General features: G+C 60.3%; 23 protein-coding genes. 16 read left to right on the top strand and 7 right to left on the bottom strand.

The genetic code is table 11. The features are described from left to right. Positions 1-45: 45 nt before the first annotated feature. The 4 genes from dusA (at position 46) to ACK3EW_RS11160 (ending at position 3715) form a co-directional block, all read left to right on the top strand. The gene (gene dusA / locus ACK3EW_RS11175; RefSeq protein ID WP_493809623.1) at positions 46-1056 is read left to right on the top strand and encodes a tRNA dihydrouridine(20/20a) synthase DusA; all 1011 of its coding nucleotides are present in this window, start codon (positions 46-48) and stop codon (positions 1054-1056) included. 3 nt (positions 1057-1059) lie between these two features. After that, positions 1060-1836: a hypothetical protein gene (locus ACK3EW_RS11170; RefSeq protein ID WP_493809622.1), complete on the top strand. Its 777-nt coding sequence runs from the start codon at positions 1060-1062 to the stop codon at positions 1834-1836. A gap of 203 nt (positions 1837-2039) precedes the next feature. Then, a complete protein-coding gene (locus tag ACK3EW_RS11165; RefSeq protein ID WP_493809621.1) occupies positions 2040-3122 on the top strand; it encodes a calcium-binding protein in 1083 nt (360 codons plus the stop codon). Positions 3123-3484: 362 nt separating this feature from the next. Then, the gene (locus tag ACK3EW_RS11160) at positions 3485-3715 is read left to right on the top strand and encodes a hypothetical protein (RefSeq protein ID WP_439120855.1); all 231 of its coding nucleotides are present in this window, start codon (positions 3485-3487) and stop codon (positions 3713-3715) included. Between the two features lie 82 nt (positions 3716-3797). Here ACK3EW_RS11160 and ACK3EW_RS11155 read toward each other — a convergent pair whose 3' ends face one another. Genes ACK3EW_RS11155 through ccmI form a run of 3 tightly spaced genes read right to left on the bottom strand, consistent with a single transcriptional unit; the run spans position 3798 to position 5753 of the window. Continuing rightward, complete coding sequence (locus ACK3EW_RS11155; protein ID WP_439120856.1) at positions 3798-4028, bottom strand: DUF1289 domain-containing protein; 231 nt, start codon at positions 4026-4028, stop codon at positions 3798-3800. A 14-nt stretch (positions 4029-4042) separates the two neighbouring features. Next, complete coding sequence (ruvX, locus tag ACK3EW_RS11150; protein WP_439120867.1) at positions 4043-4474, bottom strand: Holliday junction resolvase RuvX; 432 nt, start codon at positions 4472-4474, stop codon at positions 4043-4045. A 49-nt stretch (positions 4475-4523) separates the two neighbouring features. Continuing rightward, complete coding sequence (gene ccmI / locus ACK3EW_RS11145) at positions 4524-5753, bottom strand: c-type cytochrome biogenesis protein CcmI (protein WP_493809620.1); 1230 nt, start codon at positions 5751-5753, stop codon at positions 4524-4526. Between the two features lie 185 nt (positions 5754-5938). Here ccmI and ACK3EW_RS11140 point away from each other — a divergent pair, with 185 nt between their 5' ends. The 7 genes from ACK3EW_RS11140 (at position 5939) to rarD (ending at position 13648) form a co-directional block, all read left to right on the top strand. Further along, positions 5939-7183 (top strand): sarcosine oxidase subunit beta family protein, encoded by a 1245-nt coding sequence (locus ACK3EW_RS11140; protein ID WP_493809619.1) that lies wholly within the window; start codon positions 5939-5941, stop codon positions 7181-7183. Positions 7184-7194: 11 nt separating this feature from the next. Next, entirely contained in the window at positions 7195-7524 is a 330-nt protein-coding gene (locus tag ACK3EW_RS11135) for a sarcosine oxidase subunit delta (protein ID WP_493809618.1), read from the top strand. A 68-nt stretch (positions 7525-7592) separates the two neighbouring features. Continuing rightward, positions 7593-10610, top strand: coding sequence for a sarcosine oxidase subunit alpha family protein (locus tag ACK3EW_RS11130; RefSeq protein WP_493809617.1), 3018 nt, complete (start codon positions 7593-7595; stop codon positions 10608-10610). Then, a complete protein-coding gene (locus ACK3EW_RS11125; protein WP_493809616.1) occupies positions 10603-11175 on the top strand; it encodes a sarcosine oxidase subunit gamma in 573 nt (190 codons plus the stop codon). Before ACK3EW_RS11130 ends, ACK3EW_RS11125 begins: the two co-directional genes overlap by 8 nt. Before the next feature lie 122 nt (positions 11176-11297). After that, on the top strand, positions 11298-11906 hold the full coding sequence (locus tag ACK3EW_RS11120) for a superoxide dismutase (protein ID WP_085632247.1): 609 nt from the start codon (positions 11298-11300) through the stop codon (positions 11904-11906). Positions 11907-11975: 69 nt separating this feature from the next. After that, complete coding sequence (locus ACK3EW_RS11115) at positions 11976-12623, top strand: glutathione S-transferase family protein (RefSeq protein ID WP_493809615.1); 648 nt, start codon at positions 11976-11978, stop codon at positions 12621-12623. A 74-nt stretch (positions 12624-12697) separates the two neighbouring features. Further along, a complete protein-coding gene (rarD, locus tag ACK3EW_RS11110; RefSeq protein ID WP_493809614.1) occupies positions 12698-13648 on the top strand; it encodes an EamA family transporter RarD in 951 nt (316 codons plus the stop codon). Here the strand turns inward: rarD and ACK3EW_RS11105 are convergent. Further along, positions 13555-14106: an LOG family protein gene (locus ACK3EW_RS11105; RefSeq protein WP_493809613.1), complete on the bottom strand. Its 552-nt coding sequence runs from the start codon at positions 14104-14106 to the stop codon at positions 13555-13557. The genes rarD and ACK3EW_RS11105 overlap by 94 nt on opposite strands. 112 nt (positions 14107-14218) lie before the next feature. On the opposite strand from ACK3EW_RS11105, the gene ACK3EW_RS11100 reads away from it, so the two are divergent. Beyond that, on the top strand, positions 14219-15730 hold the full coding sequence (locus ACK3EW_RS11100; RefSeq protein WP_493809612.1) for a LysM peptidoglycan-binding domain-containing protein: 1512 nt from the start codon (positions 14219-14221) through the stop codon (positions 15728-15730). Between the two features lie 167 nt (positions 15731-15897). Continuing rightward, complete coding sequence (locus ACK3EW_RS11095) at positions 15898-16482, top strand: HNH endonuclease (protein WP_085632239.1); 585 nt, start codon at positions 15898-15900, stop codon at positions 16480-16482. A gap of 73 nt (positions 16483-16555) precedes the next feature. On the opposite strand, the gene eda is transcribed toward ACK3EW_RS11095, so the two are convergent. Together eda and edd are read right to left on the bottom strand one after the other, a co-directional pair. After that, on the bottom strand, positions 16556-17200 hold the full coding sequence (gene eda, locus ACK3EW_RS11090; protein ID WP_493809611.1) for a bifunctional 4-hydroxy-2-oxoglutarate aldolase/2-dehydro-3-deoxy-phosphogluconate aldolase: 645 nt from the start codon (positions 17198-17200) through the stop codon (positions 16556-16558). A gap of 42 nt (positions 17201-17242) precedes the next feature. Beyond that, positions 17243-19054: a phosphogluconate dehydratase gene (edd, locus tag ACK3EW_RS11085; RefSeq protein ID WP_493809610.1), complete on the bottom strand. Its 1812-nt coding sequence runs from the start codon at positions 19052-19054 to the stop codon at positions 17243-17245. A gap of 204 nt (positions 19055-19258) precedes the next feature. Between edd and ACK3EW_RS11080 the strand changes: the two genes are divergently transcribed. The 3 genes from ACK3EW_RS11080 to ACK3EW_RS11070 are packed head-to-tail and all read left to right on the top strand — an operon-like array spanning position 19259 to position 21678. After that, on the top strand, positions 19259-19897 hold the full coding sequence (locus ACK3EW_RS11080) for a DUF6778 family protein (RefSeq protein ID WP_493809609.1): 639 nt from the start codon (positions 19259-19261) through the stop codon (positions 19895-19897). Positions 19898-19948: 51 nt separating this feature from the next. Continuing rightward, positions 19949-21145 carry an RSP_2647 family RNA methyltransferase gene (locus ACK3EW_RS11075; protein ID WP_493809608.1) on the top strand — a complete coding sequence of 399 codons (1197 nt, stop codon included), beginning with the start codon at positions 19949-19951 and terminating at the stop codon, positions 21143-21145. Continuing rightward, positions 21142-21678, top strand: a complete 537-nt coding sequence (locus ACK3EW_RS11070; protein ID WP_493809607.1) for an RSP_2648 family PIN domain-containing protein — start codon at positions 21142-21144, stop codon at positions 21676-21678. The genes ACK3EW_RS11075 and ACK3EW_RS11070 overlap by 4 nt, the downstream gene beginning before the upstream one ends. 66 nt (positions 21679-21744) lie before the next feature. On the opposite strand, the gene ACK3EW_RS11065 is transcribed toward ACK3EW_RS11070, so the two are convergent. After that, positions 21745-22938, bottom strand: coding sequence for a LysM peptidoglycan-binding domain-containing protein (locus tag ACK3EW_RS11065; protein WP_493809606.1), 1194 nt, complete (start codon positions 22936-22938; stop codon positions 21745-21747). Positions 22939-22955: the final 17 nt, after the last annotated feature.

Genomic DNA, 22955 nt, shown 5'->3' with positions numbered 1-22955 from the left:
AATCGCCTTCTGGTGTATGCCTGAAAGACTCAATATGTACGCGGTATGGAAAGAAAATCGCAGAATATCGTATCTTGGCGTATGTCTTGCGCCCCTATGATGGATTGGACTGACCGTCATTGCCGGTACTTCCACCGGCAAATCAGTCGGCAGGCGCTGCTCTATACCGAGATGGTGACGGCTCCGGCGTTGGTACGTGGGGGGGCGGTTCACTTGCTTGATCACAATGCCGCAGAGCATCCGGTTGCGCTACAATTGGGTGGGTCGGATCCGCAGGAACTGGCTGAGGCGGCGCGGATGGGCGCTGCGGCGGGGTATGACGAGATCAACCTGAATGTGGGATGTCCGTCCGACCGTGTGCAATCGGGTACGTTTGGTGCGGTGCTGATGAAGACGCCAGATCTTGTCGCCGACTGCGTGCGGGCGATGAAAGCTGCTGTCGCTGTGCCGGTGACGGTGAAATGTCGGATCGGGGTGGATGATCAGAACCCGGAGCACGTGCTGCCCGATTTCATCTCGCGCGTACAAGATGCCGGGTGCGATTACCTGATCATTCATGCCCGCATGGCCTGGCTTCAGGGATTGTCGCCAAAGGAGAACCGGGACATTCCGCCGCTCGACTATGATCTCGTGCTGCGTATGTCCGAGCGTTTTGGTGATTTGCCGATGTCGATCAATGGCGGGGTTGAAACGCTTGATGACGCAGTGGATTTGATTGCGCGGGGCATGACGGGTGTGATGATCGGGCGGGCCGCTTATCATCGTCCTTGGGACATTCTATCCGATGTCGATGCCCGGATTTTCGATATGCCTCCGCCAGTGCGTACGCGGGTTGCGGTGATAGATGAGATGCGTCCCTATATTGCGGCGCATCTTGAAGATGGCGGGAAATTGCACCAAATCACGCGGCACATGCTTGGGCTCTTCTCGGGTCAGCCTGGCGCGCGGATGTGGCGGCGTGTCCTTTCGGAACAGGCGAACCGGCCCGGCGCAGATATCTCGCTTTTGGATGAGGCTCTGGAGCGGATGCAGCAGCCGGATACGGTGACAGGCTGAGCGATGATAGGCAACTGGCCGGACTGCGGATTTATTCGTTTCGCGTGGCATCCCGAAATCTTCCGCTGGGCGCAAGCGGCCCGTGACATTGGGCGCAGTGTGGCCAGTGACCTGTCCATGCGGGCGACGTGGCTTCAATGCGAAGGCACGTGGTTTGTTGGTGTCGATGCCTTGCCCAGCGATCCGTTCGGTTCAGTGAACGCGGTGCCGTTGCCGGAACCTGTCAAGTCTTGGATCGGTGCACGAGTGGACCTGCATCCAGCGCAGCTGTCCATCACTTATCCGGGGTATCCGCGTCCGCGCGCGGGTGAAAGCGAGGCAGCATTCCGCTACCGACGATACCGCGATGCGGCACATATGGATGGGTTGATCGCGGAAGGCACACCCAAGCGGCGCTTTCTACGCGAGCGCCATGACTGGATCTTGGGATTGCCGTTGACCGAAACAACATCTGGCGCCAGCCCGCTCGTGGTTTGGCCGGGAAGCCATCATATTTTGCAGCAGGCGATGATTGACGCCCTTGGCGGTGTGCCAGACGCAGAATGGTCCGATGTTGACGTGACGGATGTCTATCAAGCCGCCCGTAAGCGGGTGTTTTCCGAATGCACGCGCACTCCGCTCTTTACACGACCGGGAGAGGGCGTTCTACTCAATCCGTTCATGCTGCATGGCGTTGCGCCATGGCAGCCTACGGCACAGGCGTCTGGTGGCGGCAGGATGGTCGCGTATCTGCGCCCTGAATCGTGTGAATCAGGCCCAACCTGGTTGCGGCAAAAATAAGGCACCGCCACATTCAGCAGGCCGACCTGCGACAATGACTGGCGCACGGACAAAACTGTTGCGAATTTCCTAACAGTTTCGTTCAAATTGTCGATTTTGTTATGAGGCATCGCCGCGTCAGGGGTAGTTTGAATGCCGATCGGTAATCTTGGGATTAACGTAACATCGAATACGCAGCACTTGTTGTACTGACGCTCATCGGCTTGTCGGCTGGCATCTTTGTTGATTTAGAAGACGACGAGGATGATGCGGCTAGCGCTGCAGACGCTGGGAGCGACCTCAGTGCTACCGACACCGAGACTGCCGAAACTACTACGGGTGACACAGATTCTGCCGGCACCGACACCAGTGTAACCACCAATGGATCAGATAGTGGTACGACATTGGACGGCGTGACGTTCGGAACTGAAACCGGCGATACTCTTACGGCTTCGGAAGGGGCCGAAACCGTAGTTGGCGCTGGTGGCGATGATCAGATCACTGGAAATTCCAGCAATAACATTCTTGATGGGCAGATTGGAGACGACAGCGTCTTCGGTGGTGACGGTGCCGATCAGGTTTTTGGCAGCGAGGGCAATGACTCCCTTGATGGCAATTCTGGTGATGACCTCGTTGCAGGTGGCACGGGTAATGACATCATCGCCGGCGGGCTTGGCAACGATGCGCTCTTTGGCGATGCCGGTGACGATCTTCTGGATGGTCAAGAAGACGATGACGAACTCGATGGTGGCGAAGGCAATGACACGCTGTTTGGCGGTCCAGGCAATGACATTATTTTCGGTGGCGACGGGAATGACAGCATCCTCGATGGTCTTGGTGACGACTCGCTTTTCGGGGGTGCCGGGGCAGACACGCTTGATGGCGGTGAAGGGGATGACCGGATCTTTGGTGTTTGGGACGGTGATACGGACGATGTGATTTCGGCCCGTGACCTAGATGACCCCGACGTGCTGTTGGGGGGGCAGGGAGATGACGAGATCCAGATGGGCTCTGGCGATGTTGCTTTTGGGGAAGAAGGGACTGACCTCTTCATCACTGGAACGTGGGTTGACCCTGAGAACGCCCCGGAAATCATCGACCTTGAAGAGAGCGAAGTCGTCCTGGTCTCCGTACCGGCTGGCACATCGACCGACGCGTCGGTCACCATCGAAACTGACGAACTTACGGGCGACAGCATTGTCCAGTTCAATGGTCAGACCGTGGTTACCGTATCGTCAGGGTCCGGTCCGGTGTCGCTCGACCAGATCCTTGTTGTCGAGGTTGCGGCGCTTGCACAAGCGACGTGAGTAACTTGAAAGAGTTTGTGCCTGAAACTGTGATTGGGCTTGGGCACAAAAAGCTGATAACCATTGCCGCATAAGTAAGCGGTTTCTAAAGGGAAAAGATATGAGACTTGCCCTCGTTTTGTTTTTGGCTTTGCTGAGCGCGCCTGCGTAACGCATGCGATCCTGGCGAAGATTGTGATCCGGCACCGGAGCCTCCGACTGTTGAAGAACCGGAGAAGCCGGAAGATCCTCCGCCACCGCCACCGCCTCCGCCTCCGCCTACACCGCCGGAGAGGCCGCAGACGCCGGACGAGCCGCGCGAACCGCGTGAAGTCAGGAGTACGCCCAAACCCGCGCCAGTGTCCTGTCCAAAGGTGAAATGCGTGACGGACGCAAATGGACACCGTCGGGCGATGTTCACTGCCGATGTACAACCGGATATGTACTATCTGGGTCGCAACTTCTGCGCCGCAGCGCCAAAGGATGTTGAAGTGACGGCGTGCTGCCTTGCGAAACCTGATCACACATATCAGATCCAGTACAACGTGAAGGTCAGCTCGAAGGCGCACAGCAAGGCCAAAGAGTTCTGTATCTGCGTGCTCGGTCTCGACTAAGCCTCACGTATCGACCCAAAAAACCAAAAACCGGAGCTAACGCTCCGGTTTTTTTACTCAGACGTGTTGTTCGAGACGTGTCTCAGCGTTTAAGCCGCGCCGCCCGTCCGCCGCGCCGTTTGCTCAACTGACCGGCGCGAGACGGGAGCTCTGCCATCACCTGTCGCCGCACCTCGGGTGCCATTTTCGACCATGCCCCGATTTCGTCTATGGTCCGCAGACAGCCGGTACACAGACGGCTTTCAGGGTGCACCACGCAGATCTTCACGCAAGGGCTTTCAATCTCGTCGCGGGCCCAGATGTCATCTTTCATCGGCGCAGATTCCTTCATGCCTCGGCTTGGATATGGCGCAGTCGGTCCAGCGCTCCTTGCAGGATATAGCTTGCCGCGACATGATCGATCACCTCTGCGCGACGTTTTCGGGTCGTATCCGCCTCAAGCAGTGCTCTTTCTGCCGCAACGGTCGACAACCGCTCGTCCCAGAATGTGATCGGACGATCCCAAAGCGCCGAAAAGTTCCGCGCAAAGGCACGGGTGGACTGACATCGCGGCCCTTCCGACCCATCCATGTTGCGAGGCAGCCCCAGCACCAGACCGGCAATGTCCCGTTTGGCAAGAATTGCCAGCAAAGCTTCGGCATCCTTGCCGAATTTTGTGCGCTTGATGGTCTCAAGGGGCGTGGCAACGCTGCGCATGCCGTCTGACACTGAAACCCCGATAGTCTTGGTGCCGAGGTCCAGACCCGCAATTGCGCGCATGGGGGGCAGGATTGCCGCGAACTCGGAGATATCGTCGAGAATCAATGGTCTATAACACCAAACCTGCGGCGCGAGCGCCTTCGCGGACGATCTCAAGAGCGTCCGGATTGTCGGCGAACACCTCTTGTGCGTTGTTCCAAATGGCAATCGCCTGCGCCTCGTCGCCCAGCACAGCAAGCGAAGAAATCAAACGCGCCCACTCCTCGGGGGTGCCGCCTTCGGTGGCAAGCCTGTCTGACAGACGAGCAACCATACCCCGGATCATGTCTTGCCGATCCTCGGCGTTCATTTCGCCCGCAGCTTCCACATCTTCCGCACTCGGCCCGGGTATGCCCGCGATCGCTGGCACCTGATAATCCGCAACCCCGGCGCGGAATGCCATCTCTTCGATCTGTGTCAGGATCGGCGGCAGCCAAGCCGCGTTGGGGGGGCTTTGCCGCAGCAAACGATCCCAGAGACGGAACGCGACATCCGGGCGTCCGGTCTGTGCCATCATCAACCCCATATAGTACAACGCCACACCGTTTTCGGGATCTCGCGTCAATGCCGCTTCCAGCACGCGTTCCGCTTCGGGGGACACGTAGCCGCCAGCGGCCAAAACCATCATATCGGCAAGATCGGCGTAATCTTTGCCGTTTGCATCATCCCCCTTGATCGACAGAACCTGTTGCTGCGCCTCATAGGCGGCAAGGTAATTGCCCATGGCCGCTTCGGATCGCGCCAGCAGGATATGGCCCTGAAGATCGCCGGGGCGTTCTGCGACCGCCCCGCGCAACCGTTGCACAAGCGCTGCATATTCCGGCTGGATTTCGGTCTCGGAGGTGGCAGGCATTTCTGCTTCCGCTTCGGCCTGCGACGGACGGTTCGCGCGCGCGGTTTCTGCCATCTCCATACGTGCAGCCAGGCCCAGATCCCCGTATCCGGGCGCGCCGATCTGCGTGTAAATCCAATAGCTTCCGCCAACAAGAACCGCAGCCATCGTCGCAGCAACGACGACGCCCAGAACCGGCGATTGCGCGCCCGCATCACCATGTGACTGCGCTTTGGCATCGGCTGTCAGAATGCGCCGGGAAATCTCTGTACGCAGCCGTTCGGCATCTTCCTCCGAGATCACGCCCCGTGCCAGATCCCGGTCTACTTCTGTCAACTGGTCGCGATACACCTGCAAATCAAAGGCTTCCGCCGGTCCCGTGTGCCGGTGTCCTCTCAAAAGGGCCAGCGCCAAAAGGCCCGCCATCGCTGTGGCCAAAAGAAGGGTCGCAGTCCAGAAAAGCGTCATCGTGAGCAATATCCACAAGCTGTTTCAAGGACATCTATAGTCGGAGGCCGCTTGAAAAAAGGGCAAAACCCCGTGACAAAGCGCCATGTCGCAAAATCACGTCAAAAGGGCGCTGTGAGTATCCGCATTATGCTCTGTTCGGTCCACATATCCGTCAAATCACATCAAGCTTCGAGTCGCGCCCTATGAAACGCTATTCCGCCTTTGCTGTTGCCCGTGAAGCCCTCCGTTACCAGACCGGATGGGAACGCGCATGGCGCAAGCCCGAGCCGAAAAAGAAATACGATGTGATCATCGTGGGGGCAGGGGGCCACGGCCTTGCAACCGCCTACTATCTCGGCAAGAATTTCGGCATCACCAATGTGGCGGTGATCGAAAAGGGCTGGCTGGGCGGCGGCAACACGGGCCGGAACACCACCATCATCCGCTCCAACTACCTGCAGGATCCCTCTGCCGCGATCTACGAAAAGGCGCGCTCGCTCTACGAGACACTGTCGCAGGATCTGAACTACAACATCATGTTCTCGCCTCGTGGCGTGATGATGCTGGCCCAGACCGAACACGAAATCCGCGGCTACCAGCGCACCGCACACGCCAACAACCTGCAAGGCGTCGAGACCCAGTTCATCAGCCCCGCCCGGGTCAAGGAACTGTGCCCGATCATCGAACTCAAAGGCCCGCGCTATCCCGTGCTCGGTGCGCTCTGGCAGCCCCGTGGCGGCACCGCGCGTCATGATGCGGTCGCTTGGGGCTATGCCCGCGCCTGTTCGGACATGGGTATGGACATCATCCAGCAATGCGAAGTCACCGCTGTGCGCCAAGAGGGCGGTAAGGTCAAAGGCGTGACCACCACCAAGGGCGAAGTCGACTGCGACAAGCTTGGCATCGTTGTCGCCGGTCACTCCGGCGTGCTGGCTGAAATGGCGGGCTTCCGTCTGCCGATCGAATCCGTGGCCCTTCAGGCGCTGGTCTCCGAGCCGATCAAACCCTGCATGGACGTGGTCGTCATGGCCAACACCGTGCACGGCTACATGTCGCAATCCGACAAGGGCGAAATGGTCATCGGCGGCGGCGCTGACGGCTACAACAACTACACCCAGCGCGGGTCGTTCCACCACGTGGAGGAAACCGTACGCGCCTTGGTCGAGACCTTCCCGATGATCTCGCGCCTCAAGATGCTGCGCTGGTGGGGTGGCATCGTCGACATGACCGGCGACCGCTCGCCCATCCTGTCAAAGACGCCGCTCGCCGGCTGCTTCATCAACTGCGGCTGGGGCACCGGCGGCTTCAAGGCGATCCCAGGCTCCGGCTGGGGCATGGCCGAGCTGATCGCCAAGGGCTACTCGCCGCTGACCGCCGAATTCGGCCTCAACCGCTTCCGCGAAGGCCGGTTCATTGATGAATCCGTCGCCGCTGGCGTCGCGCACTAGGGAGAGACTAGATGCTTTTGATCAACTGCCCCTATTGCGGCGTGGCTGCCGAAGAAACCGAACTGCATGGCGGCGGCGAAGCGCACCTGACACGCTTCGGTCCCGACAGCTCGGACGAGGATTTCACCGGCTACCTTTTCCACCGCGAAAACCCCAAAGGGGTGCATTTCGAACGCTGGCGGCATGTGAACGGCTGCGGCAAGTGGTTCCACGCGGCGCGCTGCACCAACACGCTGGAAGTGTTCGGCACCTACAGCGCCCAGACGACGGAACCGCCGAAAGAAATCCTCGACACCATCCGCGCCAAGCGCCCCGGTTTCAAATGGAGGGATATCGCGTGATCCTTCATCTTGCCCAGAAAACTCCCGCCGGAGGCTCCCACACCTCCGCCAGCGCCAAGGTCTGACTTATGAGCACCCGCGTTCAAACCCAGGGCCGCCTGATCAACCGCGACCGCCCCGTGTCGTTCAAGTTCAACGGCACACTCCTGAACGGCTATCAGGGCGACACGCTCGCCTCCGCGCTTCTGGCCAATGACCAGATGCTGATGGGCCGCAGCTTCAAATATCACCGCCCGCGCGGCGTTGTGGCCTCCGGTTCCGAAGAGCCCAACGCGATCGTCGGTGTGGGCGAGGGCAACCGGTTCGAGCCGAACCAGCGCGCCACCACGACCGAGATCTTCCACGGACTGACCGCCACCAGCCAGAACCACTGGCCGTCGCTAAACTACGATGTGGGCATCGTGAACAACCTGCTGTCGCGCTTCCTCAGCGCGGGCTTCTACTACAAGATGTTCATCCATCCGCGCCCGTTCTGGAAACACATCTACGAACCCTTCATCCGCCACTCTGCCGGTCTGGGCAAAGCCCCGGACGCCGAGTCGCGCGATGCCGACCGCTACGAGCATTTCTACGCCTTCACGGATGTGCTGGTGATCGGCGGCGGTGTGGCCGGTCTGCAATCCGCACTGACCGCTGCCCGTGCCGGGGCCAAGGTGCTGCTGCTCGAACAGACCGCCCATCTTGGGGGGCGCGCGCCGGTCGATGGCGGCACAATCGACGGGATGGAGCCCGACGCCTGGATCGCCAAGGCCCGCGAGGAACTCAATGCGCTGCCCAACGCACAAATCCGGACCCGCACCATGGGGGCAGGGGTGTATGACCACGGCTACGTGCTGGGCTATGAACGCCTGACTGATCACGCGCCCGAAGCACCGGGTCCGCGCCACCGGCTGTGGCGCATCCGTGCAGCACAAATCATCACTGCCACGGGCGCTATCGAACGACCACTGTCCTTTGCGGGCAACGACATTCCCGGTGTGATGCTGGCCTCCGCCGTGCGCGACTACCTCGTGAACTTCGGCGTCAGCCCCGGCGACCGCACCGTGGTTGTCACCAACAACGACGACGCCTACCGCACCGCCATCGCGCTGGTGCAGGCAGGTCTCAAGGTGCCCGCGATCCTCGACGCCCGTCCCGAGGGCGGCGGCGCTCTGATGATCGAGGCCAAGGAGCTTGGCATCCGCGTCGAAACCGGCGCGGCAGCAGTCAAGGTCAAAGGCGCGAAACGTGTGCATGCGGTGTGTCGCGGCGTTCAAGCCGGCGAAGGCGAGGTGCTGGAAGAGATCTTCTGCGATGCCGTTGCGATGTCTGGCGGCTGGTCGCCGGTGGTGCATCTCTGGTCCCATTGCGGCGGCAAGCTGACATGGGATGCCGATCAGGCCGCCTTCCGCCCCGATCACGACCGCGCGCCTACCAGTCATGACGGCAACCCGTTCGTCATCGCCTCCGGTGCCGCCGATGGCGCGTTCCGCCTGAACAACGTCCTGCAAAACGCTGCAAGTGCAGGCAAAACCGCCGCCGCGCGTGTTGGTGCTGAAAAGGGCGACGCCGCCGCGTCCAGCGGCGATGCGCCCGATGAAGCCCCGTTGGTTCCGGTTTGGATGATGCCGCAAGGTGCAAAAAAGCAACTGCGCATGAAGGCGTGGCTCGACTATCAAAACGACGTGAAAGTCTCCGACGTGCAACTGGCTGCGCAGGAAGGCTTTGAATCGGTCGAACACACCAAGCGCTACACCACGCTAGGCATGGCCACAGATCAGGGAAAACTGAGCAACATCAACGGCCTTGCGACCCTTGCGAATGCATTGGGTGCAGATATCCCGCAGGTCGGCACCACCACCTTCCGCCCGCCCTATACACCCATTTCGATGGGCGCGATTGCAGGCGAGGCGCGGGGCGACATCTTCCAGCCGATCCGCAAGACGCCGATGCATGATCGGCACGAAGCCAACGGCGCGCATTGGGAACCGGTCGGCCATTGGCGCCGCGCCTACGCTTTCCCGCGCAAGGGCGAAAGCGTGCATGATGCGGTCAAACGCGAAGTGCTGGCCACCCGCAACAGCCTCGGCTTGCTCGACGCGTCCACACTGGGCAAGATCATCGTCAAAGGACCGGATGCAGGCCGCTTCCTCGACATGCTCTACACCAACATGATGAGCACGCTGAAACCCGGCAAATGCCGCTACGGCCTGATGTGTTCGGAAAACGGCTTTCTGTCGGATGATGGCGTGGTTGCGCGCATCGATGAGGACACGTTCCTTTGCCACACCACGACCGGCGGCGCGGATCGCATCCACGCCCACATGGAAGAGTGGCTGCAAACCGAATGGTGGGACTGGAAGGTCTGGACCGTCAACGCCACCGAGCAGTTCGCACAGGTCGCTGTGGTTGGCCCCAATGCCCGTAAGCTATTGGAAAAGCTGGGTGGCATGGATGTCAGCAAAGAGGCGCTGGCCTTCATGGAGTGGAAAGACGGCGAATTGGCGGGCTTCCCCGTGCGAGCCTATCGCATCTCGTTCTCGGGCGAACTCAGCTACGAAATCGCAGTACCTGCCAATCTGGGGCGCGCCTTTTGGGACAAACTGATCGAGGCCGGTAAGGAGTGGGACATCACGCCCTACGGCACCGAAGCGCTGCACATCATGCGGGCCGAAAAGGGCTTCATCATGATCGGCGATGAAACCGATGGCACGGTAATCCCTCAGGACCTTGGTCTCGATTGGGCGATCTCGAAGAAGAAGGAAGACTACATCGGCAAACGCGCGCAGGCTCGGTCGCACATGACCGATCCCAAGCGCTGGAAGCTGGTGGGTCTCGAAACGCTGGACGGCTCGGTCCTTCAGGATGGCGCTTATGCCATCGCGGATGGTGTGAACGAGAATGGCCAGACCAATACCGAAGGCCGTGTGACTTCGACCTATCACAGCCCGACGCTGAACAAGGGCATCGCCATGGGGCTGGTCCTGAACGGGCCTGACCGCATGGGCGACGTGATCACCTTCACCAATGGTGGCAACCCGCCCAAGAAAGCCCGGATTGTGAACCCGGTGTTCTTTGATCCCGAGGGGGAGAAGCAGAATGTCTGACGTGGCTCTGGCGCTGGGTGGCGCAAATTTTGATGGTCTGGTCGAAATCACCGAATTGGCCGGGCAGGGTATGGTGACCCTGCGCGGCGATCTGACGGATAACACCATCGTCACCGCAGTGAAGGACGTTTTCGGTGTCACGCTGCCGGGTACGCGCGAAACCGCGTTTTCCGGGGACACTGGCGCGCTCTGGATGTCTCCGGACGAGGCGATGCTGCTGTGTTCCTATGACAAGGCGCAAGACCTTGCAGATGATTTGGCGGCCAAACTGGCAGACGCACATGCGCTGGTGGTCAATGTTTCTGACGCCCGCGCCGTGTTCCAGTTGAAAGGCACAATGTTGCGCGAAGTGATCGCCAAACTGGCCCCCGTCGACATGAGCGCGGACGCATTCACCCCTGGTATGGTCCGCCGCACGCGCATGGCACAGGTCGCCGCCGCTTTCTGGATGGACGATGCCCGCACGGCACGTGTGGTCTGCTTCCGGTCGGTCGCCGCGTACATGTTCGGTATTCTGTCGATGTCAGCGGATGAGTCTTCGGCGGTGAACCATTTCACCCGCTGACGCGTTTATCCCTTGAGAAGCAGGATTATTCCCGGATTGGCGCAGCCGCAGGGCTTGACCTTGGCGGTGCGTCACATCAGGTATGCCTGTATAATTTGACGCACCAACGAGGGGACACCACCATGGCTTTCGAACTTCCTGATCTGCCCTACGCCCACGACGCGCTGGCCAGCAAGGGCATGTCCAAAGAGACACTCGAGTACCACCACGACCTTCACCACAAGGCTTATGTCGACAACGGCAACAAGCTGATCGCCGGCACCGAATGGGACGGCAAGTCAATGGAAGAGATCATCAAGGGCACTTACAATGCCTCTGCCGTCGCTCAGAACGGGATCTTCAACAACATCAGCCAGTTGTGGAACCACAACCAGTTCTGGGAAATGATGGGTCCCGGCGACAACAAAATGCCGGGCGATCTGGAATCCCGCATCGCTGATGCGTTCGGTACAGTCGACAAGTTCAAGGAAGAATTCTCAGCCGCTGGTGCAGGCCAGTTCGGCTCCGGTTGGGCTTGGCTGGTCGTCGACACCGACGGCACGCTCAAGATCACCAAGACAGAGAACGGCGTGAATCCGGTCTGCTTTGACCAGACAGCGCTGCTGGGTTGCGACGTGTGGGAGCACTCCTATTACATCGACTTCCGCAACAAGCGTCCAGCGTATCTGGCCAATTTCCTCGACAATCTCGTCAATTGGGAAAACGTGGCCGAGCGTTTGTCGAACGCCTGATTAGTTGACATTGATCTTGAAAAGCCCTGTCAGATTGGCAGGGCTTTTTGCATTTCGGACACCCTGATCATGCTGCGCGTCATCACCTCTGATCATTCGCTATACTGTGCCAAGCTCCGCATCCTGCTGCGGCACAAGGGGCTCGCGTTTGAAGAGATGCCGCCCCCCGGTGGCGGTGGGTCGTCGGAATACGTGTCCATCGTGCCTTCCGGGAACATCCCGGCGCTGTTGGATGGCGATTTGGTGCTGACCGACAGCGAGGCGATTGCAGAATACCTCGAAGAAAAGCACCCCGACCGCCCAATGCTGCCCAACACAATGATCGGCAGGGCTCTGTCACGCGAGCGGTCGCGGTTTTCTGACACGCGGCTGGAACCGGCGTTGCGATTGACGTTTCCCCATGTCTCGCCCGCGACCCGCGATCCAAAGGCCATCACCGAAGCGCATGCGATGATCACCAAACGTCTCAACGCACTGGCTGTGATGCTCGAGCGGTCGCAGTTGCCCCGCGATCATCTTTGGATGGGGGATTGCGGCACCATCGTTACTTTGGAATGGATCGCGCTGTTCGAAGGCCCGGTCATTCCCGTGCTGGATTGGCCCAAAGCGGTGACCGCCTATCGTGCGCAGATGCTGGCGCATCCCGCTGTTGCGGACGAAATGACCGCCTACCGTCCCGAAATGCTGCGCTACGTGCACGAAAAAGGCGCGCTCTGAGCAGATCTTGACCGGCACATCAGACCCTTGCGCATCCCGTTACCGCCGGATACCGCTGACGGTGGAGGCCCATCATGACAGACACTCAGAAAGGCGTTGTCGCGCTGATCGCCGCCTGCTGTATCTGGGGGCTGTCCGGCTTGTTCTACAAGGCGTTGAGCGACGTTCCCTCGCACGAAGTGCTGGCGCATCGCACCGTTTGGTCGCTGGTGTTCTTCGGGATCGTCATCGGCGTGCAAGGCCGCCTTCATGTTCTCTGGAGTGCCGTGCAGAACCCTGCGTCGCTCAAGGTCATCGTGGCTGCCGCGCTCCTGATCTCGGTGAACTGGTTTCTATTCATCTGGTCAATTCACGCCGGACGCGCGACCGAAGCCTCCATGGGCTACTATATCTTCCCGCTCGTTGCCGTTCTGATCGGCCGCTTGGTGCTGGGCGAACGTCTGAGCCGTACCCAATGGGTGGCCATCACGCTGGCTGCAACGGGTGTGATGTCGTTGACAATCGGTCTTCACATCCTGCCGTGGATCTCACTTGTTTTGGCAAGCACCTTTGGCTTGTACGGGTTACTCAAGAAACGTCTTGATCTTGGGCCGGTCATTTCGGTCTCTGCCGAAGTGCTGATCCTGTGCCCGCTTGGACTGGGATGGCTGATCTACCTGCATATGGGGCAGGGCGGCGCATTTGGGCAAGAACTGACGCAATCGCTTCTGCTCATGGCATCCGGTCCGATCACCGCCATGCCGCTGATCCTGTTTTCTTTTGGTGCACGACGGCTGACCATGTCGACGGTCGGGATCGTGCAATACATCAATCCCACGCTTCAGTTCCTCGTGGCCGTGCTGATTTTCGGGGAACCGTTCGGCGTGGTCCACCTGATCGCCTTTGCCCTGATCTGGTCGGCGCTCGCGATCTATTCCAGCAGCGCCTTCACTCAGGACAGGGCGCGGCGCAGGGCGGTGATGGTGTCCGAAGCCGAAGTGGTGGTCTCTACGAACCCCAGTAGCGACGCATCGGCAAAACCCTGATCGACCACATGATCCAGCAGTGCGGTAAGCGGTGCCCAGTAATCATCAACACTGAGCAATATGATAGGCTTGCCATGCAGGCCCAATTGCCGCCATGTGAGCACTTCGAAAAACTCATCAAGCGATCCGGCGCCACCCGGTAGCACGACGATGGCGTCCGCGTTCATCACCATCACCTTTTTGCGCTCATGCATGGTTTCAGTGATGATAAAGCGGGTGAGATCGGTTTTGCCCACCTCCAGATCCATCAGGTGCGTCGGGATCACCCCGAATGTGTCGCCGCCTGCATCCTGCGCCGCACGTGCCACGGTGCCCATCAGCCCGACATCCCCTGCGCCATAGACCAGCCGCCAATGTTCCCCCGCAATCGCGCGACCAAGCGCATCTGCCGCATCGGCATAGGCCGGGTTCTGGCCGGGACGTGAGCCGCAATAGACACAGATGGATTTCGAGATCATGAGCGGCGTCCTTGACACTAGGCGGAAAGTTGCCTCGTGATACCTGTGTTGATAGACACGCTCAACTGCGGGATCGGCATATTGCCATTCTGTCACGGACACTTGGGGTAAGATGAGCAAATTCGCTTTGGCAAACGGCAGGTCCGGGCTTGTGCTTGGTGGCGTGGCCGCCGCGGGTGCGGTGGCATTGGCGATTTATGCCAGTGGCTCGTTGTTTCCCTCAACCACACCTGATGGCCCAAGCGCGCAAGTCGCGCCTCCGCCCGAAACCACCCCGGCGCCTGCACAAGCTGTCGTGGCACCGCAACAAGATGCGTCTGAACAAGACACATCCGACACCGATGATGTCGCTGCGTTAGCACCCGAACCCGACGCGCCAACCGATGTCGCCGAGAGTGCGGCAGACGACACTTCACCGGTCTTGGACGAGGCGGAAGACGTCACAATCGCAGCAGCAGAGCCGCAAGCCACGCCCACGCCCGAGGCGCCAGCCTTTGACATCGTCCGTGTCGCCCCGGATGGGCAAACGCTGGTCGCAGGACGTGCACCAGGCGCACGCGATGTAACCGTTCTGATCGACGGAGTTGAAGCCGGCCGGGCTGAGGTGGATGGGTCGGGCAAGTTTGTGGCATTCCTCGATCTCCCGCTCAACGACGCACCACGCGTTGTCAGTTTGCTGTCGGATGGCGAACTGGGTCAGGCAGAAAGCGTGGATCAGGTGATCTTGGCCCCCGTAGTGCGCACCGCTGAAGCCCCGGAAGCACAACCAGAGCCAGTGGCCGAAAGCGCGCAAGTCGAAGTCGCCGCGGTGTCGGAACAGCCGGACGACGAAAGCGCACAGGTCTCCGAGACACAGGCACCCCCCAACCCCACGCAGCAGGACGCCACGGCTCCGGTCGAGACCGCAGAGAGCACCGAAGTCACCGAGATGGCAGAAGGGGCCGAAATCGCTGTAGCCAACGTGCCGGCGCCCCCCGTAGAGGACGCGCCAGCGTCAGAGCAGGTTGCAACAGCCACCAACGACCCAGTCGAACCCCCAACAGAGGCACCTACCACCAGCGAAGAAACGCTCCCGGTGGCAAGCGCGCCAGCTGTGATCCTGTCGACCGAAGCCGGTGTGAATATCCTTCAGACCGGTGGTCGCGCACCTGAAGGGCTCGACCAGATTGCGCTTGACGCAATCACCTATGAAGACGCTGGCGCAGTGGCGCTCACCGGGCGTGGATCGGCAGAGGAATTCGTACGGGTCTACCTCGACAACCAGCCGGTGCTGACGACTGACATCGGATCCGACGGCCAATGGCGCGCCGAACTGCCTGACGTGGACACAGGCACCTATACATTGCGGGTCGATGCTGTGGATGCAACGGGTGAGGTGACATCACGGGTTGAAAGCCCGTTCCGCCGCGAAGATCCGGTCGTTTTGGCGCAAGCGGCAGACCGCGCTGGTGGGCCTTCAGTCATCAAGGTCGTGACGGTTCAGCCGGGCAACACGCTCTGGGCGATTGCGCGGGACCGCTACGGTGAAGGCCCGGCCTATGTCAAACTCTTTGAGGCCAACCGCGACCGCATCCGCGACCCTGATCTGATCTACCCCGGACAGGTCTTTTCCATCCCTGACTGACGTGGGTGTCACGCAGCTGTGATTTTATTGCGTTAGCCCTGCGACCATACCGCATATTGCGGGGGTTGTCCGTTGGCGTCCGCGATATATAGTATTGATTATAGATCGGGGCGGGGCTCCCGTCCTGAGGCTGGAACAGGCAGACAGGGCAGGAGACGAGTCCCGCGATGGATGGTAATTTCAGAACGGCTTTTGTACGCGAACCGGGTGCGCTGCGACACCATCCGGCACTTGTGCTGAATGCGGATTACAGGCCTTTGTCCTATTATCCGCTGTCACTTTGGCCGTGGCAGGACGCGGTGAAAGCGGCGTTTCTCGACAGGGTCGACATTGTCGCAGAATACGATGAGGTGGTCCGCAGCCCGTCGATGACGCTTCGAATACCGAGCGTTGTGGTGCTTAAAGATTATGTCAAACCGCAAAAGCGCGTGGCCTTCACGCGCTTTAATCTTTTTCTACGGGATGAATTCCGGTGCCAGTATTGCGGAGCAAAGGGTGAACTGACCTTTGACCACGTCGTGCCGCGTGCCTCTGGAGGTATTACGTCTTGGGAAAATGTGGTCGCGGCATGTGCGCCGTGTAACCTGCGCAAAGGCTCCAAAAGCCTTCGTCAGGCGGGTTTGGCGCTGCGCAAGCCGCCCCGACAGCCGGGGGCTCAGGAGTTGTTGAACATGGGGCGTAAGTTTCCGCCCAACCACTTGCATGACAGCTGGATGGACTTTCTGTACTGGGACGCCGAGCTACAGGCGTGACGCAATAGAGCCTGCGGGCGGCAAGGCTTGGTTAAACGCCTTGATAAGCGGCTTACAAGGCGCTTCCAGGAGCTTACCTCGAAAGCTGCGCAGCCTCGCGCGCCAGCTCTTCGATGGCCTTCCAGTCGCCCTTGGTGACAAGCTCTTTCGGAGCCACCCAGCTTCCCCCGGCGCAGAGCACGTTCGACAGGCCCAAATAATCTGGCGCGTTCTTGAGCGAAACGCCCCCTGTTGGACAGAACCGTACCTGCGGGATTGGTGCGCCAATGGCCTTGAGCGCGGGCGCGCCGCCATTCGCTTCGGCTGGAAAGAATTTCTGAACGGTATAACCGCGCTCGAGCAACGCCATCGCCTCAGACGCGGTGGCAGCCCCTGGCAGAAGCGGCAGATCCGCCGCCTCGCACGCGTCCAGTAGGCGGTCCGTAGCGCCTGGCGAGACGCCGAACCGCGCACCTGCCTCTACAGCGTTCTGAACGTCCTCGGGGGTGAGCAGGGTGCCCGCACCCACAACGCCACCCTCGACCTGTGCCATCTCGCGGATCACGTCCAAAGCGGCGTCCGTGCGCAATGTTACTTCCAGCACCGGCAATCCACCCGCAACAAGGGCTTCGGCCAAGGCGCGTGCAACGCTGGCATCGTCCACCACCAGCACCGGTATGATCGGCGCAAGGCGGCAGAGCTTTTCGCTTTCGACGCTGGCTTGAAGAGGCGTAATCATATCTTATTCCCGTAGCTTGTGGCCGGATTTTAATGTGATGCGTTAAACCACGACACCCGCGCCGTATTCGGCCAATCCCACATTGGCGCGGAACGCCGCAAATAGCTCGCGCCCGACGCCATGACCATTGCCGCTCAGGTCCGCCGTCACTGGTTCACGCTGATCAAAGTCGGCCGCCAGACAGTCAATCTTGCCGTTGACCGCATCGACGCGCAACAGGTCGCCATCGCGCACCCGTGCCAGCGGGCCACCCTTGGCCGCCTCCGGCGACACATGAATGGCCGACGGCACTTTACCCGAGGCACCGGACATGCGCCCATCGGTGACCAGAGCCACCTTTAGACCGCGATCCTGAAGCACGGATAGCGTGGGGGTCAGGCTGTGCAACTCCGGCATCCCATTCGAGCTTGGGCCCTGAAAGCGGACAACCACAATGGTGTCCTCGGTGAATTCGCCATTCTTGAACGCGGTTTTCACGTCTTCCTGATCGTGGAATACGCGGGCTTTCGCTTCGATCACATGGCGTTCCGGTGCAACGGCAGAGGTTTTCATCATGCCTTTGCCAAGATTGCCCGCCAGTTGCTTAAGACCGCCGGTCGGCTGGAACGGATCGCTGGCCGGGCGCAGGATCCTGTCGTTCTGGGTTTCGCCCGCGCCGGGGCCGTAAACCACGCGCCCATCCGCAATTTTCGGTTCTTGCGAATAAAGATGCAGGCCATCACCGGCAACGGTTTTGACATCTTCGTGCAGCAGGCCTGTCTTAAGCAGTTCACCGATCATGAAGCCCAGACCGCCCGCCGCGTGGAAGTGGTTCACATCGGCCAATCCATTCGGATATACCTTTGCCATCAGCGGTGTGACAGACGAGATATCCTCAAAGTCCTCAAGCCGCAGTTCAACCCCCGCAGCGCGTGCCATAGCGGGCAGGTGCAGCACAAGGTTTGTGGAGCCGCCCGTCGCCATCAATCCCACGATACCATTCACAAAGGCCTTTTCGTCCAGCACATCGCAGACCGGGCGGTAGTCATTGCCCAGCTGCGTGATCTCGAGTGCGCGTTCGGTGCCAGCCACCGTCAGCGCTTCACGCAGCGGTGTGCCCGGATTGACAAAGCTGCTGCCGGGTAAATGCAGCCCCATGAACTCCATCAGCATCTGGTTTGAATTGGCCGTGCCGTAGAAAGTGCAGGTGCCGGGACTATGATACGAGGCCATTTCTGCCTTCATCAACTCGTCGCGGCCCACTTCACCGGCTGCAAATTTCTGGCGCACTTTGGCCTTTTCATCATTCGGCAGGCCCGAGGGCATGGGACCGGCCGGGATAAAGATGCCCGGAAGATAGCCGAAGGTTCCCGCGGCGATCACAAGTCCTGGCACGATCTTGTCACACACACCAAGGTAAAGCGCAGAATCAAACGTGTTATGGCTGAGCGCCACACCAGCGGCCAAAGCGATCACATCGCGCGAGAAAAGCGACAGTTCCATTCCGACCTGTCCCTGAGTGACGCCGTCACACATGGCGGGTACACCGCCTGCGACTTGCGCCGTCCCACCCGCGGCGCGGGCGGCGTCGCGGATGATATCGGGATATCTTTCAAAGGGTTGGTGGGCTGACAGCATGTCGTTATAGGCTGTGACGATACCGATGTTCGGGCTGCGCTCGGTGGCGAGCGTGTCTTGGTCCTGTCCCATTGCCGCATAGGCGTGGGCCTGGTTGCCACAGCTCAGATGAGCGCGCCGAGGCCCTTCGGCTGCGGCCTGCCGCATCCGCTCCATATAGCGATCGCGAGTGGTTTCAGAGCGTTCCTGAACGCGCTCCGTCACCCGTTTGATCGTGTCATTCAGAGAGTGTGCCATGATGCCTCCGCGCAAAATCCGCCTTGGGTTCGTTGGTCATGTAGTGAAGTTAGCGCTAACAGTAAAGGTCTATCGCCTACGCTGCAAGTCTCACGCGCTGCTGCTATTTGCCTTAAATTGTACCGATTTTGCCGTGATGAGGTCCATATGTCGCGTCAGTATGCCCGCAAAGAAACGATCAAGCCCCGGAAAAGAGGCACGGACATGCGCAAATTTTTCAAACCCCTGATGGCAGTGATTCTCTTGGCGGCGCTTTCGGCCTGCGGTGCCGCCCCAATGGCGACACGATCTGCGATGCCCGATGACACCATGTTGGGGGCGGCGCTGCCACCAGATGTCCGGATCGAAAGCTTTACGGTGAACGTGCCACGATCGCTCAAGGTGAATGATCGCAATCTCTATTATCCGATCGGGGATATCGTATGGCGCGGAGAACCGCGCGGCGATCGCTATGCCCAGGTGCAGGCAATGTTCGAATCCGGACTGCGCGATGCGGCGCAACGTGTTGATGGCCCACGCCCGGTTCGGCTGGACATCCAGGTCACCCGCTTCCATTCGCTGTCCGAAAAAGCCCGCTACACGGTAGGTGGCGTGCATGACATCGATTTCCGATATCGCCTTGTCGATGCCGAAACCGGGATCGCGCTTGGACCATCGAAGCTTGTCAATGCTGACCTGAACGGTTTGGGCGGGCAGGCCGCGCTCGAGGCTGAAGGTCGCGGGGAGACTCAGAAAGCGCGCATCATCGCTCACCTGTCGCGGGTCATTGTCGAAGAACTGACCACGCCGGAAGGGCATGTGACCGCCAAGCTCGGCCTCTTGCAGGCGATCAACGATCTCTGAGCCGAAAAAGACGGCTTCCCCATGTGAGGCGAGGGGCGTAAAGGGGGCGGTATGACAACATCCCCATTGCCTGTGATCCGACTGTTGCCCAAAACCAAACCGCAAGCCATTCGGCGCGGCTATCCTTGGGTCTATGCCAACGAGGTCGTCACCGACCGCCGCACCCGCGCGATGACGCCCGGTACCATTGCCGTTCTAGAAGATGCTGAACGCAGTCCGCTGGCCCTTGTGGCGGTGAACCCGAATTCCAAGATTATCGGACGTGTGCTTGATGGCCCAGAGGCCACAGCCCCGGATCAGGACTGGTTCGCGAAGCGGCTTCACAAAGCTCTGTCGTTGCGAGAACGGCTGTTCGACGCGCCGTTCTACCGTCTGATCCACGCCGAAGCAGATGGCCTGCCCGGGGTGATCATCGATCGCTTCGGTGACACCGCCGTGGTGCAGCCCAATTCCGCTTGGGCCGACGTGCTGCTGCCCGAACTGGCGGCGGCATTGGCCGAAGTGACGGGTGTGACCACGATCCTCAAGAATGCTGGCGGTCGGGGACGGTCGCTTGAAGGTCTGGACGATGTGGATGCGGTCCTCATGGGCGATGCGCCCAATGCACCGGTTTCGGTTCACATGCATGGCGCCACCTACATGGCCGATTTGATGGGGGGGCAGAAGACAGGAATCTTCTTCGACCAACGCCCCAACCAAGCATTTGCTGCCGGATTGGCGCAAAACGCGCGTGTCCTCGACGTGTTCTCCCATGTCGGTGGGTTCGGCCTTGCCGCTCTGGCCGGTGGAGCAGTGTCGGCGCAGTGTGTGGACGGCTCTGAGCCGGCGTTGGCACTTGCCGCCCAAGGCGCTGAACATATGGGTGCCGCGGAGCGCTTCTCGATCACCAAAGGTGATGCATTTGCCGTCTTGACCACGCTTGGAGAAGAACAGGCAGAGTTCGATCTGGTCGTCTGCGATCCTCCCGCGTTTGCCCCGTCGAATAAGGCGCGCGAGGCGGGTTTGCGTGCCTACGAGCGGGTGGCGCGATTGTCTGCGCCTTTGGTGGCCGAAGACGGCTATCTGGTCCTGTGTTCGTGTTCGCATGCCGTTGATCTGACAGCATTTACTGGCGCATGTCTGCGCGGCATTGGACGGGCAGGCCGTCGCGCGCAACTGATCCACACGGGCCAAGCCGGACCAGATCATCCGCTGCTGCCGCAACTGGCGGAATCAGGATATCTCAAAGCGTTGTTCTTTCGGCTGTGAAAGTCTGCCTCGACACGTGCGTGCTGTATCCCACGGTGATGCGCGAGGTGTTGCTAGGGGTGGCAGCGCAAGGGCTGTACGAGCCACTTTGGTCCGAGCGGATTTTGGGGGAATGGTCGCGTGCCGCAGCCAAGCTGGGTCCGGCCGGGCAGGTGCAGGCGGATGCCGAGATTGCAATGGTGTCTGCGCGCTGGCCTCGCGCCGCGGTTTCTCCGGCCGCAGGTCTTCTGGATAGGCTTTGGTTGCCCGATGCCAATGATGTGCATGTTCTGGCGGCCGCGATCGCGGGCCATGCGGATGTGATCATAACCGTCAATGCCAAGGATTTCCCACGCAATATTTTGGCCGAGGAAGGCCTGTCACGCGCTGATCCTGACGCCTTCCTTGTCGGTCTGCATGCCAGCGCCCCCGACGCCGTTGCACAGGCCGTGTCCAAGGTGCATGCCGAGGCCAACCGCTTGTCAGATGCTCAGTGGGATCTGCGCAAGCTGATGAAAAAAGCGCGTTTGCCTCGTTTGGGCAAAGCTCTGTAGTCGGGCTCAGATTATTCGTACGAATAATCTAAACAACATGAATTTTCGTACGAAAATTCTGCCCCGTCAGCGCAAATAGTCCATTGGATCGACGCTGTCGAACCCCTTACGCACCTCGAAGTGAACCCGAGACGGTTCGAAATCGGCAACCTTTGCGATCGCTTGTCCGCGACTGACCGCGTCGCCTTTGGCGACAGTAATCCCGTCCACATGCGTGTACACAGTCAGTAGGTTGTCCGGATGGCGGATCACGAGTATGTTGATCCCGTCGGTGTTGCGCGTGATCGCCGCGACCTGACCGCTGGCGGCAGCTTTGACCGTCGTGCCCACGGCCGCGCCGATGTCGATGCCATCGTTCCGGCCCTTGGAATATTCGCGGATGATGCTGCCTTGTACCGGAAAGGCCATGGCAGCAGTCGACGCGCTGGCGGCGGTTTGTGCGCCGACATTTGCGGCGGGCGCGGCTGCGGCGGCCGTGGCTGTTGCAGCGGCAGCCGCGGCGGTGGGGGCGTCAGGCAAAGGTTGTGACGCTGACGGAGGCTCTGGGGTGCGGGACCCGGTGCCTGGTGGTGGCGGAGTATCGTCGTCTATTTGGGCGGCTGCGGTGACCACGGGGATCAGCAAGTATTGGCCTTCGCGCAAGGAAAAACTGCTGTCGAGCCCGTTCCATTCCGCGATCGACCGCACCGAAACATTATAAAGACGGGCAATTGTGAACGCCGTTTCCCCACGCTTGACCTGGTGACGGATCGGCTCGGTGCCAGTCTGTGGTGCGGGACGTGTCGCCGCCGGTGTGGGTTCAGAGCGGTCGATGGCATCGCTGGCCAGTGTCGTGATGTCGATTTCCGACCTGGGGCGGATCGGTCCGGTGCTGATGGCGCCGGTCTCGGGCGAGGGTTCTGCGACACGGCGGGGCAGAGCGATGATTTCCCCGGCGCGCAGCGGATCGCCGGTTTGGATGCCATTGTAGCGTGCCAGTTCATCGGCGGGCAGACCAACCCGAGCGGCAAGCCGTGCGAGCGTGTCGCCGCGCTGTGCCACCGCGACCTGATAATTGGGATAGGAGATCACGCCGCGATCGTCGGGCGCGGGCCGAGGCGCCGTTGCGGCACGGGCGGCATCGGCAGTGTTGAAACCGCTGTTCATCAATCCGCGCATATCAAGATCAAGCGGTTCGGAGCAGGCCGCCAAGAGCGCCAAGACCGAGAGACTGGTGCCAACTCGAAAACCGGAACGAAGGGAAACTTTGCGTACAGCCATATCGATATCCTCAAATG

This window comes from Marivita sp. NO-S04, from assembly GCF_059070475.1.
This window is presented reverse-complemented; position numbering and strand designations above follow the sequence as displayed.